Genomic DNA, 16,982 nt, shown 5'->3' with positions numbered 1-16,982 from the left:
GCTGGTTCGGCTCACGTCTGGCCTGGATCCATGGGGAGCTGTGTATGGCTGAGCAGGCCCAGCTTCGCTGACCATGTCGAAGCAGGCGCGTTGTGTGATCGTCGGAGGCGGGGCGATGGGCGTCGGGCTGCTGTACGCCCTGGCGCACGAAGGCTGGACAGACACGATCCTCGTCGAGAAGGGCGAGCTGACGTCCGGTTCCACGTGGCATGCAGCCGGCCTCGTTCCGAACTTCATCGGCGACCTGAACATGGCCAAGGTTCATCAAGCAGCGGTCGCGCTCTACCCTCGGCTGCAGGCCGAAACCGGATTGTCTGCCGGCTGGCACGACTGCGGCGCGATCCGGCTGGCGCGCACCGCCGACGAAGCCGACTGGCACCGCTACGTCCACGCGATGCTCAGCGGGATCGGCGTCGAGTCGCATCTGATCGGCCCCGACGAGATCGCCGAACGACACCCGCTGCTGACCGACCTCGACGACGTCCGGCTCGGCTTCTACACGCCACACGACGGCTGGACCGATCCGTCGAGCTGCACCAACGCCATGGCCAAAGGCGCACGCGACCTGGGTTGTGAGATCATGCGCCACACGCTCGTGACCGGCATGTCCCAGCGTTCCGACCGCAGCTGGGATGTGGCCGTCGTGCGAGGCGGCGCGGACCCGCACCGACGCCGCAACGGCTCGCACTGCGACGAAGATGCCGACACCATCCACTGCGAGCATGTCGTCAACGCTGCCGGGCACTACGCACCGCAGCTCGGCGCCATGATCGGCCTGCCGGTGCCGATCGTGTCGGTCATCCATCAGTACCTGGTGACCGAGTCGGTGCCCGCAGTCGCAGAACTCGGGTTCGAGCTGCCCGTCGTGCGCGATCCGCGAGCCTCCTGCTACTACCGCCAGGAGATCGACGGACTGCTCATCGGTCCCTATGAGACCTCCGGCGCTCGGACCTACGGCGTCGACGGCATCGACTGGGATCTGCACTTTCACCTGCCCGGCGAGAACCTGGACGTGCTCGAGGAGTGCCTCGACTGGGCGCAGCGACGCATCGGTGTGCTGTCGGAGGCCGGCATCAAGCAGGTGGTGTCCGGGCCGATCACGCACACTCCCGACTCCGGCTACCTCATGGGGCCGGTGCCGGGCGTGCACAACTACTGGCACTGCAACGGAGCGTCCATCGGCATCACCCAAGGTCCCGGTGCAGGGAAGTTCCTGGCGCAGTGGATGGTCCACGGACAGACCGAGATCAACGTGCGAGGCATGGATCCGCGCCGCTTCGGCGACCACGCCGGCCCGAAGTCGCAGTTCGCCGTCGACAAGGCCATCGACGAGTATCACGAGATGTACCAAGTGCGGCTGCCGGGCGAGCAGCGCGCCGCCGGCCGGCCCGTCAAGACCACGCCGCTGTGGGGCCGCCTGGACGCGCTCGGCGCGCAATGGCAGGAGGTCTACGGCTGGGAGCGACCGCAGTACTTCTCGCCCGACGGGGCCCCTGAGGCGCATTCGTTCCGCCGCTCCAATGCCCACGAGGTGGTTGGGGCCGAAGTGCGTGCGGTGCGCGAGCGTGTCGGCGTCGCCGATCTGAGCGCGTTCGCCAAGTTCGAGGTCACCGGTGCCGACGCGTCGGCGTTGCTGGACCGGCTGTCGGCCAACCGCCTGCCCGGTCGCGACGGCGGCATCCGGCTCACCCACATGCTCACCGCCTCGGGCGGCGTCGAGTGCGAGATGACCATTGCGCGACTGTCGCCCGTTCGGTACTGGCTGGCGTCGGCGATCATGGGCCAGAGTCACGATCTGGACTGGTTGCGCGACCATGTCGCGTCCGGCGAGCAGGTCAGCGTCCGCGACGCCACCGACGACACCGCCATCGTGGCGGTGACCGGCCCGTGCGCGCGTGACGTGCTGTCGCCGCTGACCGATGCCGACGTGGGCAATCGCGCATTCGGCTGGCTGACCGCGCAGGAGATCGCCGTGGCAGGGGTAGGAGTACTCGCGCTGCGGGTCTCCTATGTCGGCGAGCTGGGCTGGGAGCTGCACTGCCCGATGTCCGAGGCGGCCCGCATCTACGACGCCGTGGCCGAGGCCGGCGAGCCGCACGGTCTGGTGCCGTTCGGCAGCTACGCCATGAACGTGATGCGTATCGAGAAGGCCTACAAGGCGTGGGGAAGCGAGCTGACCACCGAGATCACCCCGGTCGAAGCCCGCTTGGGCCGCTTCGTGGACTGCAGTCGCCCGTTCATCGGGCGCGATGAGGTCATGGCCCGTCGTGACCAGGAGACTCGCGGCGAGCCGCTGTCGATGGTGTTGGTCTATTGCGAGGTGGACGCCGCAGACAACGACGTGCGCGGCAACGAGCCGGCATTCGCGCCGGACAGCGACGAGCCCATGGGCATCGCCACCAGCGGCGCGTGGGGCCACACGGTGGGCCGCAGCTTGGCGTTCGTGTATGTCGATCCTCATTTCGAAGCGCCCGGCAGCACGTTCGAGCTGGACTTGCTCGGCGAGCGTCGGACCGCAACCGTGCTGGCCGAGGCGGCCTACGACCCACAGAATCGAGCGCTGCGGTCATGAGCGAGGCTGCGTTGAGCGAGGCGCCCCGCCGACGCCGTGGCGGCGGGCGTGCGGGCCGCATCGCCGTCCGCGAAGCAGTGCCGCAGCCTGATCGCAGGCCTGTGCGCCCAGGCCTGCCGGCAGGCCGCTTCAGGCCGCTGTCTGCGGGAGACATGCAGTTGGTCTACGACACGGCGCTGAGCTTGCTCGAAGACGTCGGCATGGGCGATCCGCTCGACGAGTTCGTCGAAGCAGCCGTGCCGCTGGGCGCTTGGATCGACGACGCCGGACGCATCCGATTGCCGCGCAGCATCGTGGAGCGCGCCATCGAGACCGCGGCCAAGGAGTGGATCTGGCACGGCTTCGACGACGACCGGTCGGTGCAGGTGGGCGGCGACCACGTCTATTTCGGCACTGCCGGCGCCGCCGTGATGATCTACGACCACGTGACGGGAACGTTCCGCGACTCGGTGGCCCAGGACGTGTACGACTGCGGGCGCCTCGTGGACGTGCTCGACAACTTGCACTTCTACGTGCGCACTGTCGTCGCACGTGACATCGTCGAGGCGCGTCACCTGGACCTCACCACGGCATACGCGGTGATGTGCAGCACCACCAAGCCGGGCGGCTCGTCGTGGTTCGACCCGCGCTGGGTGTACGAGTCGGTGGAGATGTTCGACTTCGTGCTGGGTGGGGCGGGCGAGTTCGAGAAGCGTCCGTTCATTGCGGCCAACAACACCTTCGTGGTGCCACCGCTGCGCTTCGCCCCCGACTCGGCGCACTGTCTGGTGGCTCAAGTGCGAACCGGCATGCCGATCAATCTGCTCTCGGCCCTGCAGGCCGGTGCCACCGCGCCAGCGGCGCTGGCCGGTGCGCTGGCCCAGGCGGTTGCCGAGTGCCTCGGCGGGCTGACCTTCGTGAACCTGCTGTCGCCCGGACATCCCTGCCTGCTGGGCTTGTGGCCGTTCGTGTCGGATCTGCGCACCGGTGCCATGAGCGGCGGCTCGGGCGAGGAGGGCATTCTCAACGCTGCTGCTGCCGAGATCGGCCGCTGGCTCGGGCTGCCCACCGGCGTGGCGGCGGGCATGACGGACTCGAAGGTGAACGACGCGCAAGCCGGCTACGAGAAGGGCCTGAACGTGGGACTGGCAGGTCACGCGGGCGCGAACCTCGTCTATGAGTCTGCGGGGATGCTGGCGAGCCTGCTGGCCTGCTCGTACGAAGCGCTGGTGATCGACAATGACATGCTGGGCGCGATCAACCGCACCGTGCGTGGCATCGAGGTGAACGCCGACACGCTGTCTGCTGAGCTCATCGCGGAGGTCATCGCCGGGCCTGGCCACTTCCTGGGCTCGCCACAGACGCTCGAGCTGATGGAGAGCGAGTACCTGTACCCGCTGGTGTCCAATCGGGACACGCCCGAGGACTGGACCGACGCTGGCAGCAAGGCGGCTCACGACGTCGCCCACGATCACGTGAACGCCGTGTTGGAGCACCACTGGCCCACCCACATCAGCGCAGCGACCGACACCGCTGTCCGAGATGCGTTCCCGATCCACCTGCCTGCCCAAGGCCCCCCAACGGCAGCACCAGTCTCCAGTTAGCTGGCGGCTGGCGTGAGGTCGTTGCCCCGCGATGCGAACGTTCCGTCGCCGGTGGCAGTTGCGGCGCGCTCGCTGACGACGTAGGCAACGGATCAGCGTCCTAGCGTGACGCGGTGGCTGCTTCGGCCGGGCGCAACGTAGTGCTGACGGGCTTCATGGGCTCGGGCAAGACCACCGTGGGGCGGATCGTCGCACACCAACTCGGCTGGGCGTTCCTCGACACTGACGCGCTCATCGTGGCCCGGCACGGGCCGATCCACGCGATCTTCACTGAGCACGGCGAGGCGGCGTTCCGGGCCCACGAGCGGGAGGTTGCGATCGAGGCAGCGGCCGGCTGGCAACAGGTCATCGCCACAGGCGGCCGGATGATGCTCGATCCGCCCAACGCTGAGGTGTTGAGCGCAACGGGACGAGTCTTCTGCCTGATCGTTGATGCCGCGGAGGTCTACCGGCGTCTGCAAGCCGATCCCGACGGCCCGATGCGACCACTGCTCGCGGGCGACGACCCGGCAACCGCCATAGCCCGACTGCTGGACGAACGGGCAGACGGCTACGGGCAATTCGAGCAGGTGCCCGCAGCAGGCCGCACCCCGGCGGCCATCGCGACGGACATCATCAACCGCCTCAGGAGCTGACCGACGGCTCGCCGGGGGCACCGGACGCGGGAAACCAGAAGGGGCTACGTCCCCCACTCGCGTCCGACGAGGACGGGCGGTACCCATGGCGGCCGAACCGCCGCTGCGAGTGTTCGGATGGACATGGTCGGGCATCGAAGATCTGCTTGACGCCCAAGGTCCGTTCAGTCGGCGGCGACGATGCCTCGCTGGGTCAGGTCGGCGATCTCTTCGTTGCTGAAGCCGAGCAGCTCCGACAGCACTGCATCGGTGTGTTCGCCCGCGCGCGGGGCTGGGCCGCGCACGCCCACGTCGGGGGCGCTGTGCATCCGGAACGGAGCGGCGACGGTCTCGAACTCGCCCGCCTCTGGGTGATGGATGGTCTCGAATGCCCCGGTCGCGCGCACCTGCGGGTCTTGTGCCGCTTGAGCAGTGTCGTTGATCGGCGCCCAGATGCAGCGGTGCTCGTCCAGGCGCGGCATCCAGTAGTGCGACGGCTGCGACTTGAACGTGTCGTCGATGTCGGCCAGCAGCGCTCGCATCGCCCGGTAGCGCTGGCGGCCGGTCTCGTAGTCGGGGTTTGCCAGCAGATCCTCGCGTTCGATGGCCTTGCAAAAGCGCGCCCAGGCGTCTCCGGTGTCGGGCATGGTGAACTGAAGCCAGCGGCCGTCGGCGCACTCGAACGCTTCCAGCATCGGAGACAATCCGCTCTCGCGGGGCCGCTCGGTATTCGGCCGGCCGTCCACCAGCGAAGTGGACAAGTCGATGGCGATGGTCCACGCCGCAGTGCGCAGCAGCGAGGCTTCGACCACTTGGCCTTCGCCTGTCACGTCCCGGGCTCGCAGCCCGGCCATGATCGCGCCGAAGAACGCCAAGCTGGTGGTGTGGTCTCCTTGGCCGGGCCGAGCGTGCGGCGGAACGCCTCCGGGCGGTGTCGCGGCGCCGTGGAGGCCCGAGCGGGAGAAGAACGCGGTCACGTCGTAGCCAGGCCGATCGATCTCGTCTCCCACTTCGCCGTAGCCCGACAGCAAGCCGATCACCAGATCGGGCTTCAGCGCCAGCAGTTCCTCGGTGCCCAGCCCGAAGCGCTCTCGGCGTTCGGGCAACAAGTTCATCACCACCACATCCGACGCCGCAATCAAGCGGCGAGCGACCGCCGACCCGTCCGGATCGTCGAGATTCAGCTGGATCGACTGCTTCCCCCGGTTGATGAACTGGAACGCCACATCGGGGTTGTGCGCGCCCTCGGGCAGCTTCGCCTGCTTCATCAGCCCGCGGATCGGGTCGCCGCCGATGGCCTCGACCTTGATGATCTCTGCTCCGAGGTCGGCCATGATCGCGGCGGCGGACGGCGCAGCAGCGAAGTTCGCAAACTCTGCGACCCGAATGCCCTCAAGCGGTGATGTCATCTGCGCTGCTCCTCAGTGTCGGCACGATCAGGTCGGCAGGATCAGAAGGGGAAAGGTCCGTGGTGACGATGTCGGTCACCACGAACTCGGTTGCCGGCTTCGCAGGCACGCCACCGGCGGCGCGGCATGCGATCGTGGGCACGGTCCGCCCCTCGCGCACGGTCACCGTCCAAGCACGGCCTGCGCATGAAACGATGACGTCGACCTTCCAGCCGTCGTCCGCGCAGCGGGAGCGCACCTCACGCGCCATCGCTTCGAGCGGCCACCCGACCTGCGCGAAGACTGCCCGCTCGCCCACTTGGGCGGGGCCGGTGGATGCCCCCCACCACCCGCGACATCGAGGCGCCAGGTCGGCTGCCACGGCGGAACGGTTCACGATTGCTGCGAGTTCGTGCGCGTCGATCCCTGCCCACATGCGGCCGTCGGGCAGCGTCATCGCCGTCGGAGCGAAGCGGTGGCCTCCGGTGTGACTGACGCGGTAGACCGCGACTCGTCCGTCCGTCTCGGCAGGCGCTTCTCTGGGCGGCTGGTGCGGATCGGTCGGCTGGTGGTCGGCGAGCGGTGCGTCGCTGAGAGATCCGCCGCTGGCACTGCGCGGCGCCTTGCTGCGGGTGCGCAGCAGCGACTCCAAGTCGGCAGCGAGACGTGCGCCTTCGCTCCCGCAGCACACGTCGTGACTGCCTTGGGTGCAGATGAGCACGGCAGACTCGTTCTCGGCGCAACCAACCGCCGTGAAGCCACCCGAGTCAGGCCCTGAATCCGTCGGCATCCGGTGCGCCAGATGGCCAAACAGGCCACGCAGCCCCTCCGGTCCGCAGGCAATGTACCGGACCGACGATGTACCAGCGCCGGAGCGCCAGTGCAGCGTCACGCTGATTTCGTCCCGCTTGCGGCGTGACTCCGAGTGCCTGTCAGGAGGTACGACGGCCAGCACTCTGGTCGCACCGACATGCAGCTCCATCATCGGGGCCAAGCCTTCGAGCAATCCGCTTGTGAAGACCGGCTTGGCCCACGGCAGCGGCGTTTCCACTAGTGCGACAGCGTTCGCGCAGATGGCAGTGCCGCCGGGATCGGCGCCGATGGCGGCGGCATGGGCAGCGCACCGGGGAGCGTCGTGGTCTGCGGGCAGGAGTGCCGCGGCCTCCGGTGTCAGCGGCGGCAGACGCCGGGCCGACCGTGGGTCCAGCACGTCAGCACCCTGTGCTGAACTCGGTGCCGAAGTCACCGCGCCAGCATAGGAATGTCCCTGCGTCTGAGCCGGACGATGCCCAAATCGGGAACCCGCAGCCGCAGCGGACGCGTCGGCTGCTCGCGGAGTACGGCAGATGCCCTGTCCGCCGCAGGCCCGCAGGCTCCTCGCCGGTGCCTCCGGCCCGAGATCGTGTGCCCGCGCGCGGTAGGTTTGCGCCTGTGCCGTGGTGACGCTCCCTCAGCCCCGGGGATCACACGCTCGAAGCGTCTCCCGATGCCCGTCCAATGCGGAGCGTCTTGCGATTTTCGCAAGGCGCGTCTATGCTGTCTACTGTGGCTGTGTCGGTCGGGGGCCAGATTCGGCGATTGCGAGAGGCTGCGGGGCTCAGGGCTACCGATCTTGCCGAGGCGCTCGGTGTGGACCCCAGTGCCGTGTCGAACCTCGAACGAGGCCGACGGAGTGTCAAGGCTGCCGAGCTCGGCACCATTGCGGGCTTCCTGGGAGTCTCCCAGCTCGCCATTCTGGAACCAGACTCGCTACTGGGTCGGCTTCCCGTATCGTGTCGAACCAACGGCGACCATCGCGCCGACGGGGACGCACGGATGCGGCTCACGGCATTGGCCGAACTGCACCAAGTGTTGGACGAAGGCGGCCACCGCGCGGAAGTCCGCATCGGAGATCGCCCGCCGCGGCTTGGCAACTGGCTCGAACACGCCAACGCGTTGGCTGACTGGGCGCGAGAGCGAATTAGCTTATGCGCTGAGGGATCGAGTCGTCTAGCGGAGCTGGCCACGGCCATCGAGGACGCGTTGGGCATAGACGTGATGGTTGAGAGCTTGGGCAAGGACGCGCCCCTTGGCTTGGCGCTCACGGACGATGAGTTCTCGCTGATCTTGGTGAATGCTGATCAGATCCGGTCCAGAGCCTTGTTCACGCTGGGGCACGAATTAGGTCACGTGCTCAGCGGCGACGGAGCCAACCTTAGCATCGACAGGGACATGCGGGCCCGAACCGACGATGAGCGGTTAGCAAATGCGTTTGCTGCAGCGTTCTTGATGCCTGAGCAGCAAGTCAGAGACTCCATCGAAAAGCACGGTCGCAGCGCGCGCTGTCTCGCAATCATGATCCTCAGCTTCGGTGTCAGCTATGAGACTCTCGTCTATCGCTTGCATAACCTTGGGCTCATCAATGCTCAAGGGCGGGATCGCCTGAAGGGGATTGGCTGCGCCGGCCTAGTTCGACACGTCGAGGACGAGGAAGACGCGCGCCGCCTATTGGCAGCGAGCGCTGCACGTCCCGCGATGCGCTCGCCAAGGCTGCTCACCGCGCGGTGCCATCGCGGAGCATTGGAGGGCAGTGTCGGGGCAGGGCCGTTGGCGCGCCTGCTCGGTGCCGATCGCGACGAAATCATTGAGGTGATCGACTCCGGGCATGAGGCGGCGGCGATCTTGAATGGCCACTACGCGAGTCCCAAGGACTCGCCTGACCAAGCGATCCAGGCTTTCGACGTAGATCCGCTCGTTGCCCAGTAACTGCTCCTATAATTAGTACATGGGCCCGGTCTTGCATGACGCTGTCTCGCTCCGCCATTTCGCGGTCGCCGGACGCTTGGATGTACTGCAAGACTGCCATGGACACCGGCCCGAACCCCGGTGGACAGAGGGAATACGCGCGGAGATCGAATCAGCTCAGTTGACGGGGGAAGCACACTGCGCTGCCATCCTCAGCCAGTCATGGCTCGGAGCGCCTGCTGAGCCGAGCGCATCGGAGATGGCCGATGTGTACCGCTTGCAGGTGGGCCTGAATGAGGGCAGAAAGCCCCCCCAGGGTGATCGCGGCGAGGCCGAGTGCATCTACTTCGCCGAGAAGCACGGCGGACAGTTTGTGACGGATGACAACAACGCCTACAGTTTCGCTGTTCGCCGAGTCTCGCTGGGGATCGGCAGAGTGATCGACACCATCCAGATTTTGCGAATCGCCGTTGCCAATGGCTCCCTCACAGCGACGGATGCCTGCGGCATCGCAGACGAAATTGAGAATGCTGGACGTTCTTTCAGGCCGGAACATCGTATCAAGAGAAGTCCCGCCTACTTCAGACTGTGATTGGCTGATTCTTGCTGAACCGAGGAGCGAACAGCAATACCCATATGCGCTATTTCTCCTTGCCGGCCGCCAAACCTCGAGGATTCCGAGATCACCTGCCAATCACCTCAAGTGCTCTCATTGCAGCGAGTCCCATCTGCGATCGAGCCCGACTGGATCAGTTCATTCTGCATTGGCTGCCCAGGAAGTAGCGTCTGCGAGCTTGGTGCCTGCCGGATTCCGCGAGCCGGGAACGCGTTCAGTGCGCCTGCGCACGACCATGCGCCCGCGCGCGGTAGGTTTGCGCCTGTGCCGTGGTGGCTGTGGGGGCTGATCGTCGTCGGTGCCTTGCTGGTGATCGTGTTCGTCCACGACAGCGTCCAAAAGCGCCACTCGATCCTGCGCACCTTTCCCGTCGTCGGCCATCTGCGCTTCCTGCTCGAGAAGGCCGGCCCGGAGATGCGCCAGTACATCGTGGCCGACAACGACGAGGAGCGGCCGTTCAATCGCGATCGGCGGCGGTGGGTGTACGCGACCGCCAAGCAGCAGAACTCCTACTTCGGCTTCGGCACCGACAACGAGATCGACGCTGCGGGCCACATCACCATCCGCCACAGCGCATTTCCGCTCGGCAGGGAGGTTCCCGACGATGCGCCGATCCCGTGCGGCAAGGTCATGGGTGCTCGGCGGGGCCGTGCGAAGGCCTTCCGGCCGGCATCGGTGGTGAACGTGTCGGCCATGAGCTACGGGTCGCTGTCGGGCCCGGCGATCGAAGCGCTGAACCGCGGCTCGCACATGGCCGGCTGCCTGCACAACACCGGCGAGGGCGGCGTGTCGGCCTTCCACCGCAACGGCGGCGAGCTGGTCTTCCAGCTGGGAACCGGCTACTTCGGCTGCCGACATCCGGACGGCACCTTCTCGATGGAACGTCTCGTCGAGACGGTGAGTTCGGCACCGGTTCGGGCTATCGAGATCAAGCTGTCCCAGGGCGCCAAGCCGGGAGTCGGCGGCCTGCTGCCCGCAGCCAAGGTCAGCCCGCAGATCGCGGCGGCGCGGGGCATTCCCGTCGGCCGGGACGTGAGGAGTCCGAGCCGTCATTCGGCCTTCGCCAATGTGGGCGAACTCGTCGATTTCGTCGAGGAGACAGCAGCAGCAACCGGCCTCCCCGTCGGCATCAAGTCGGCTGTCGGCCAGGAGGCCTTCTGGACCGAACTTGCGCAGCACATGGCCACGACGCGTCTCGGCCCGGACTTCGTGACCGTCGACGGTGCCGAGGGCGGCACCGGCGCCGGACCGCTGGTGTTCACCGATCACGTCGCGCTGCCGTTCTGGCGGGCCTTCAGCGTCGTGCATCGAGCCTTCGGCGATGCGGGATTGACCGACGACATCGTGCTCATCGGCTCCGCCAAGCTCGGATTCCCCGCACCTGCGGTGCTGGCGTTCAACGTCGGCGTCGACATGATCGGCGTCGCACGCGAGCCGATGCTGGCCATCGGCTGCATTCAGGCGCAGCGCTGTCACACCAATCACTGCCCGACTGGTGTGACCACGCAGAACAAGTGGCTGGCGCGAGGACTCGACCCGTCGAGCAAGAGCGTGCGGCTGGCGAACTACGTCATCGGTCTGCGCAGAGAGCTCCTCCGCCTCGCAGACGCCTGCGGAGTCGAGCACCCCGGGCTCATCGGCGCAGACAACGTGAACGTCATCAGCCCGTCGGGCCAGCTCGAAGCTGCTGACCGTGCGCTGGGGATGCGCCGCGCGCACACGCATAGCCCCGCCCGAATCGCCGGTCTGCGAGAAGCCGTGCGTGCGGAAGCTACAGTCAATGCGTCCGCAGCGCAGCGGCAGAAGAAGGGGGAACGATGAGCGGACTGCAGGCCGCCGACGCGGCTGACCGCATCACTCAGAAACACAGGACCGTCTTCGCAGCCGACGGCGTGGTCAAGATTGCTGACGCTGTGTCTGGCGAGTGGGTCGAGCGGATCCTCGAGGTGGCGGAACAACAGCTGCGCGTACCCGGCGACTGGGTGTCCGACACCAATCCGGGCGCCACGGAGAACCGGCTGTTCACGAGCCGCTACCGATGGGAGGTCGACCCGGTCATCGGCGAGTTCGTCTTCGGCTCGGGCATGGCGCAGATGGCGGCAGCGCTCATGGAGTCGCGCACGGCTCGCTTCTACTTCGACCACCTCCTCGTCAAGGAGCCGCGCACGGCCAGCCCGACGCCATGGCATCAGGACATTCCCTACTGGCCGTTCCTCGGCAAGCAGATCTGCTCCGCGTGGGTGGCGATGACCGCGGCGACGGTGGCAGAGAGTTCGCTGGAGTTCGTGCGCGGCTCGCATCACTGGGACTCCTACTACGCGCCGGAGTCCTTCGACGGCAAGCGAGGTTTCATGGCGGCATTCGAGGGCGAGAAGATGCCCGATGTCGAGGCGGACCGAGCGGCCTACGACATCGTGGGGTTCGACGTCGAGCCCGGCGATGCGCTGTTCTTCTCGTCGTGGTTGATCCACGGCTCGCCGGGCAATGCCGGCGACCGGCGGCGAGTGGCGCTGTCCACTCGCTGGCTGGGCGACGACGCGGTGTGGCACCCTCACCCCGGTTGCGATCCCACCGTCGGCGATGCCGACACCACCGCGAGAGCCGGCGAGTATCCCGCCGACGACCGCAGGTTCCCGCTCGTGGCAGTGCAGGCAGCGGCGTAGCGCTCGTGCTTCAGCACACCGGCGTATGAGCGCACGCCGATACTCGTTCGCGCGATCCGGCCGCGTCAGCTACGTTCGGCCCATGACCTTTCCCGCCGCTGTTGCGGTCGACTCGCCCGAGCGCATCGCCCGCTGGCGGCCCCTCGTGCATTGGCTGCTGGCGATCCCGCATCTGTTCGTCTTCGAACTGTTGCAGGGCGTCGCTTGGCTGCTCAATCTGATCAGCTGGTTCGCCATCGTGTTCACCGGCAGGATGCCCGAGGGCTTGGCGAACTTCCAGTGCATGTACCTGCGCTACAGCATGCGCCTGTACGCCGACGTCGATTTCCTGCACGAGCGGTACCCGCCGTTCTCATTCGACATGACTGCTGGGGAGCCGGGCGGTACGCCGGTCGCTGCCGACTTCGAGCCGCGGCTCACCGATCGCAACCGGCTCACCGTGGGCTTCCGGTTGATCTTGGCGATCCCGGCAGCGGTGTTCGCGCTGATCGTCTGGATGATCTCGGTGCTGCTGGTCGTGCTGGCGTTCTTCGCCGTGCTGTTCACCGGGCGTTGGCCGAACGGCATGCGTCAGTGGGTCGTCTCGTCGTACGGTGTGAACCTGCGCATGAACGCGTATCTGCACCTGCTCACCGACGAGTATCCGCCGTTCAGCCTTGAGGCGTGAGAACCCTCGGCGGACCTCAGGAGCAGCGATGGACGAGATGAACGGCGGAGCAGCGGTCGCGGCCACGCTGGCGCGCCTCGGCGTGCGGCACGTGTTCGGGATCGTCAGCGTGCACAATCTGCCGATCTACGAGGCACTGTCGCTTCGCGACGACATCGAGGTCGTCAAGGTTCGTCACGAGCAGGCGGCTGCGCACGCCGCCGATGCCTACTTCCGGTCAACCGGCGAGATGGGCGTGCTGCTCACCTCCACCGGGCCAGGCGCCGCCAACGCCGTGCCGGGCCTGTACGAAGCGGCGTTCGCCAGCTCGGCCGTGCTCATGGTGACCGGCCAGACCGAGTCCCGCTTCTGCGGCAAGGGCAAGGGCTTTCTGCACGAGAACGACCGCCAGGCCTCGATGCTGCGCACGGTGTGCCGCAGCGTCGCATCGGTGCGGCACCCGAGCGCGATCTCCACGGAGATTGCACGTGTCGCCGACGACATCCGCACCGGTCGTCCCCAGCCCGGTGCAGTGGAGATCCCCATCGACTTCCAGTACGCACGCTTCGGCGGCGAGGAGATTGCCGGGTCGGCGCAGGTGCAGCGTCTGGCGCCCGACGCCGGTCTGCTCGACGACGCTGCCGAACGCCTCGCAGCGGCGCAGCGGCCGTTGATCTGGGCGGGAGGCGGGGTGGTGAGCGCCGATGCGTCGTCTGAGCTCACCGCGCTCGCGCAGCGGCTGGGCGCGCCGGTCGTCACCACCATCGAGGGCCGCGGCGCCATGAGCGAGCTGCACCGGCTGTCGCTGGGCTTCCGGTCGGATCGGCGGGAGATGGCCGACGTCTTCGCCGAAGCCGATCTATTGCTGGCGGTCGGCACTCGCTTCCAGAACTACGCCACCCGGGTATGGACGCTGCGTCTGCCAGCGGAGCTGATCCATCTCGACGCTGACCCTGGTGTCATCGGCTTGAACTATCCGGCGTCGCTGGCGGCGGTCGGCGACGCGAAGCTGAGCTTGGCCGGACTGCTCGAACGCTTGGGCGACGGCACGCCCACCGTCGACGACGGCTACGTGGATCGGGCCCGCAAGCACCGCGACGCTGACATCGAGTCGATGCGTGAGGAGATCGGCGCCGACCACGCGGCGATCTGCGACGCGATCCGCCGCATGCTCGGCGACGAGGCCCGCATCGTGCGTGACACCACCGTGCCCGGCTACATGTGGGGCAATCGGCTTCTGCCGATCGTTGCGCCGCGCACCTCGATCCGGGCCGCTAATGCCGCCATCGGACCAGGCGTGCCGATGGCGCTCGGCGCTGCGGTGGGCGCCGGACGGCCGACGGTGGTGATCCAAGGCGACGGCGGTCTGCTGCTGTCGGTAGGGGAGCTTTCGGCGCTCGCCGAGCATGGCCTGCCGGTCATCGTGTGCGTCTTCAACGACGGCGGCTACGGCGTGCTGCGCATCATCCAGGACGCGATGTGGGATGCCCACCACGGCACCGAGATCGGCGGCGTCGACTTCGTCGCTGTGGCGCAGGCCATGGGCGTGCCGGCGCAGCGGGTGCGCAGCGTCGCGGAGTTCACCGACGCATTCGGTCGGGCCGTCGCTCGCGCATCCGGCGACGGCGAGCCGGTGGGACCGTCGCTGATCGACGTGGATCTGACTTCGCTCACTCCGATCGACTTTCCGCTGCCTGCCCACCAGCGCCGCCTCCAGGACTGAGCCGCCCCACGCATCGGCGACGCGCGCGGGCACGCTGCGGCGGCTGCCGACGGCGGCCCGAGGCGTGCCTCACAGACCCGAGGTGTCGGCTTCGGGGTCGAAGAAGGTCCGGCCGGCCAGTTCCATGACGGGCATCGCCACCATGAAGTGCGCCGAAGCAGTCTGCGCGTCGCGCAGGTGGCGCTGCAGCGGAGAAGACTCGAAGACGGCCGTGCCGCCCGCAGCGGCGTTCATGGAACTGATGACCCGCAGGCTGGTCTGCATCGCATGGACCGTCGCCGTGCGCAGATTCCGCCGGGTCTCGAGGTCCGCGGGAGCATGCTGTGCTCGCTCCCAAGCGGCGTCGATCGTTGCGTAGAGCAGCGTGCGCGCTGCGCGCACCTCCGTGTCGGCGACGCCCACGGCGCTGTGCAGTGCCGGCCGCTGCGCGAGAGTTCGGGCCGAGCCCATGGGGACCTTCGCCTGAGCGATCCGCATCACCTCAGACACACAGGCCCGCGCCATGCCCAGCGCAATCGCGCCGATCGGCAGCGCCAGCAGGCCGAACAGCGGCATGCGGTACAGCGGCTCGTCGGCGTAGGCCGATTGCAGGATGCTGCCTTCGAACGCTACGCGGGTTGCGGGCACCCACACCTCGTGGGCTTCGAACGTGCTTGAGCCGGAGCCGCGCAGGCCGCTGGTGAACCAGTCGTCGTGGAGTTCGATCTCGGCGGGTCGGAAGAACGCTCGGCCGATCCTCGGCGGCTCGCCGTCAGCCTCGTCCTCAGCGCTGTCGCCTCCGCTGACCTGCACGCCGCCGGAGATCCACGCGGCGTTGTGCGATCCCGACGCCCACGCCCAGCGGCCGCTCACGACGAATCCGTCGGCACCGTCGGGTCCGGCCGCGGGACGGGCGAGGCCCGAGGGAGCGAACACACCGGCGGTGATCACGTCCGGGTCGGCCAGCACCTCAGCGAGCTGGTCCGCCTCGAGCGCCGCGAACGTGATCTGGGAGGTCGCACCGATGAACGTGCACCATGCCGCCGACGCGTTGCCCGTCGCCAGCACCTCGCATACCGTCGCAAACGTCGCCGGCGACAGCCCCAGACCGCCGAGTGTCGGCGGCACGAGTGTCCGGTAGAAGCCGTCGGCGGCGAGCGTCTCGGCCAAGTCCTGCGGGAGCTGTCGCAGCCGGTCGATCTCGACGCTGCGGTCGCGCAGGGCGGGAACCCACGCGGCTGCGCGGGTCAGCATGTCTTGGTGACCGGCGTCGTGCGACGCACCTGCAGCCGTCACGACGAGCCGCCGCGGTTCGACTGGCCGGGCACGGGGGCGCACTCGAACGCTACGCCGAGGTCGTCGCCGACACGGCGGAGCGATCTGACCACCGACGGCGGATAGCTGACCGTGCCTGCGGCGCTGCGCCGGTCCATCTCCAGCTGTTCGAGCTCGCCGGGCAGGTACACGGTCTGGCCGGGCAGCGCATCGTGTTCCCCTGCGGCGCGGACTTGGGCCACCATGTCCTCGATGTCGTCGTAGTAGCGCTCACGGTCCCCGAACACGCCGGGGTCCATCAGCAAGAAGAACTGCCCCCGCCGACCCACCGCCACGTCGCCGGTGTGGGCCGAGCCGGCCAGGATCCCCGCGACGATGTTCGAGGCGGTGACCATGCCGATGCCCTTGTAGCCGCCGATGGCCGGCACGATGCCCCGCATTGCAGCATCCGGATCGACGGTGGGGTTGCCGTCGCGATCCAAGAAACCCCACTCGGCGGGGATGTCGGTGCCCTCAGAGCGGGCTCGCAGCACCTTGCCCAACGCCACCGGCGTCACCGCCATGTCCAGCACGATGGGCGGCCGGCCGCGCCGCGGGAACGTCCACACGATCGGGTTGTTGCCGAACAGCTTGCGGCGGCTCCCGAAGGGCGCGAGGTTGGGAACCGACGTAGTGGTGCCGTAGCACACGAATCCGGCCTCGGCTGCGCGGTAGGGGTAGTTGGCGCCGCACCCCCAGTCGTTGGAGTTGCGGATCACCCCCGCCACGAGCCCGCTGGCGCTCGCGGCGTCGATGAGCTGTTCCATGAAGCGGGTGATCACGAGCTGGCCGAGGCCGTGGTGACCGTCGGCGACGAGCACTGAGGGCGTGCGCGAGACGACTTCGCACTGCGCCTTCGGGTCGGTGGTGCCGTCGCGGAACCACTCCACGTACCAGCTGATCCGCTGGAAGCCGTGGGTGTCGACGCCGCGCCGGTCCGACCAGAGCTGGTTGTCGACCACGGTGGCCGCGTCCGGTGTGCTCATCCCTGCTGCCGCATAGGCCGCAATGCCCCACTCCCGCAGCTCGCTGAGGCGAAACGCGACGGGCGCGCTGCCGGCGGTGCTGTCGTCCTGGTCGCCGCCGCCAGCGGGAGGCCTGTCGTCAGGTATGCCCCGCGGCAGCGCAGAGCTGGTCGCTGCGTGTTCGCTCACGGGTGC

General features: G+C 67.9%; 13 protein-coding genes. 9 read left to right on the top strand and 4 right to left on the bottom strand.

Annotated elements, in window-relative coordinates; genetic code table 11:
• Nucleotides 1-73 precede the first annotated feature (73 nt).
• The 3 genes from ACOGI4_RS01340 to ACOGI4_RS01330 all read left to right on the top strand — a co-directional run bounded on the left by ACOGI4_RS01340 (nt 74) and on the right by ACOGI4_RS01330 (nt 4,790).
• On the top strand, nt 74-2,572 hold the full coding sequence (locus tag ACOGI4_RS01340; protein ID WP_419842166.1) for a GcvT family protein: 2,499 nt from the start codon (nt 74-76) through the stop codon (nt 2,570-2,572).
• Nucleotides 2,569-4,155, top strand: a complete 1,587-nt coding sequence (locus tag ACOGI4_RS01335; protein WP_419842165.1) for a trimethylamine methyltransferase family protein — start codon at nt 2,569-2,571, stop codon at nt 4,153-4,155. The genes ACOGI4_RS01340 and ACOGI4_RS01335 overlap by 4 nt, the downstream gene beginning before the upstream one ends.
• Nucleotides 4,156-4,268: 113 nt before the next feature.
• Nucleotides 4,269-4,790 carry a shikimate kinase gene (locus tag ACOGI4_RS01330; RefSeq protein ID WP_419842164.1) on the top strand — a complete coding sequence of 174 codons (522 nt, stop codon included), beginning with the start codon at nt 4,269-4,271 and terminating at the stop codon, nt 4,788-4,790.
• 164 nt (nt 4,791-4,954) lie between these two features.
• Here ACOGI4_RS01330 and ACOGI4_RS01325 read toward each other — a convergent pair whose 3' ends face one another.
• Both ACOGI4_RS01325 and ACOGI4_RS01320 read right to left on the bottom strand, forming a co-directional pair.
• The gene (locus tag ACOGI4_RS01325; protein ID WP_419842163.1) at nt 4,955-6,178 is read right to left on the bottom strand and encodes a CaiB/BaiF CoA transferase family protein; all 1,224 of its coding nucleotides are present in this window, start codon (nt 6,176-6,178) and stop codon (nt 4,955-4,957) included.
• Nucleotides 6,162-7,403, bottom strand: coding sequence for a sucrase ferredoxin (locus ACOGI4_RS01320; RefSeq protein WP_419842162.1), 1,242 nt, complete (start codon nt 7,401-7,403; stop codon nt 6,162-6,164). Before ACOGI4_RS01320 ends, ACOGI4_RS01325 begins: the two co-directional genes overlap by 17 nt.
• Before the next feature lie 251 nt (nt 7,404-7,654).
• Between ACOGI4_RS01320 and ACOGI4_RS01315 the strand changes: the two genes are divergently transcribed.
• From ACOGI4_RS01315 to ACOGI4_RS01290, 6 genes are all read left to right on the top strand, one after another.
• The gene (locus ACOGI4_RS01315; protein ID WP_419842161.1) at nt 7,655-8,902 is read left to right on the top strand and encodes an ImmA/IrrE family metallo-endopeptidase; all 1,248 of its coding nucleotides are present in this window, start codon (nt 7,655-7,657) and stop codon (nt 8,900-8,902) included.
• Nucleotides 8,903-8,921: 19 nt separating this feature from the next.
• Nucleotides 8,922-9,473 (top strand): hypothetical protein, encoded by a 552-nt coding sequence (locus ACOGI4_RS01310; RefSeq protein ID WP_419842160.1) that lies wholly within the window; start codon nt 8,922-8,924, stop codon nt 9,471-9,473.
• 288 nt (nt 9,474-9,761) lie between these two features.
• Nucleotides 9,762-11,318 carry a glutamate synthase-related protein gene (locus ACOGI4_RS01305; protein ID WP_419842159.1) on the top strand — a complete coding sequence of 519 codons (1,557 nt, stop codon included), beginning with the start codon at nt 9,762-9,764 and terminating at the stop codon, nt 11,316-11,318.
• Nucleotides 11,315-12,160 carry a phytanoyl-CoA dioxygenase family protein gene (locus ACOGI4_RS01300; protein WP_419842158.1) on the top strand — a complete coding sequence of 282 codons (846 nt, stop codon included), beginning with the start codon at nt 11,315-11,317 and terminating at the stop codon, nt 12,158-12,160. Before ACOGI4_RS01305 ends, ACOGI4_RS01300 begins: the two co-directional genes overlap by 4 nt.
• 82 nt (nt 12,161-12,242) lie before the next feature.
• A complete protein-coding gene (locus ACOGI4_RS01295; RefSeq protein ID WP_419842157.1) occupies nt 12,243-12,827 on the top strand; it encodes a DUF4389 domain-containing protein in 585 nt (194 codons plus the stop codon).
• Nucleotides 12,828-12,855: 28 nt separating this feature from the next.
• Nucleotides 12,856-14,529, top strand: coding sequence for a thiamine pyrophosphate-binding protein (locus ACOGI4_RS01290; RefSeq protein WP_419842156.1), 1,674 nt, complete (start codon nt 12,856-12,858; stop codon nt 14,527-14,529).
• A gap of 69 nt (nt 14,530-14,598) precedes the next feature.
• On the opposite strand, the gene ACOGI4_RS01285 is transcribed toward ACOGI4_RS01290, so the two are convergent.
• Together ACOGI4_RS01285 and ACOGI4_RS01280 are read right to left on the bottom strand one after the other, a co-directional pair.
• Entirely contained in the window at nt 14,599-15,804 is a 1,206-nt protein-coding gene (locus ACOGI4_RS01285; protein WP_419842155.1) for an acyl-CoA dehydrogenase family protein, read from the bottom strand.
• Nucleotides 15,801-16,976, bottom strand: a complete 1,176-nt coding sequence (locus tag ACOGI4_RS01280) for an Ldh family oxidoreductase (protein WP_419842154.1) — start codon at nt 16,974-16,976, stop codon at nt 15,801-15,803. Before ACOGI4_RS01280 ends, ACOGI4_RS01285 begins: the two co-directional genes overlap by 4 nt.
• Nucleotides 16,977-16,982 lie beyond the last annotated feature (6 nt).

Source organism: Candidatus Poriferisodalis sp. (assembly GCF_965205175.1).
GTDB lineage: Bacteria > Actinomycetota > Acidimicrobiia > Acidimicrobiales > Poriferisodalaceae > Poriferisodalis.
Note: the sequence above shows the minus strand (reverse complement) of the source record. Positions and strands in the feature narration are given on the sequence as shown.

Excerpts from the sequence above, each read along its gene's own strand:
- ACOGI4_RS01335 (WP_419842165.1), top strand. The coding sequence starts at position 2,569 with ATGAGCGAGGCTGCGTTGAGCGAGGCGCCCCGCCGACGCCGTGGCGGC.
- ACOGI4_RS01340 (WP_419842166.1), top strand. The coding sequence starts at position 74 with ATGTCGAAGCAGGCGCGTTGTGTGATCGTCGGAGGCGGGGCGATGGGC.
- ACOGI4_RS01295 (WP_419842157.1), top strand. The coding sequence starts at position 12,243 with ATGACCTTTCCCGCCGCTGTTGCGGTCGACTCGCCCGAGCGCATCGCC.
- ACOGI4_RS01315 (WP_419842161.1), top strand. The coding sequence starts at position 7,655 with ATGCGGAGCGTCTTGCGATTTTCGCAAGGCGCGTCTATGCTGTCTACT.
- ACOGI4_RS01325 (WP_419842163.1), bottom strand. The coding sequence starts at position 6,178 with ATGACATCACCGCTTGAGGGCATTCGGGTCGCAGAGTTTGCGAACTTC.
- ACOGI4_RS01300 (WP_419842158.1), top strand. The coding sequence starts at position 11,315 with ATGAGCGGACTGCAGGCCGCCGACGCGGCTGACCGCATCACTCAGAAA.
- ACOGI4_RS01290 (WP_419842156.1), top strand. The coding sequence starts at position 12,856 with ATGGACGAGATGAACGGCGGAGCAGCGGTCGCGGCCACGCTGGCGCGC.
- ACOGI4_RS01310 (WP_419842160.1), top strand. The coding sequence starts at position 8,922 with ATGGGCCCGGTCTTGCATGACGCTGTCTCGCTCCGCCATTTCGCGGTC.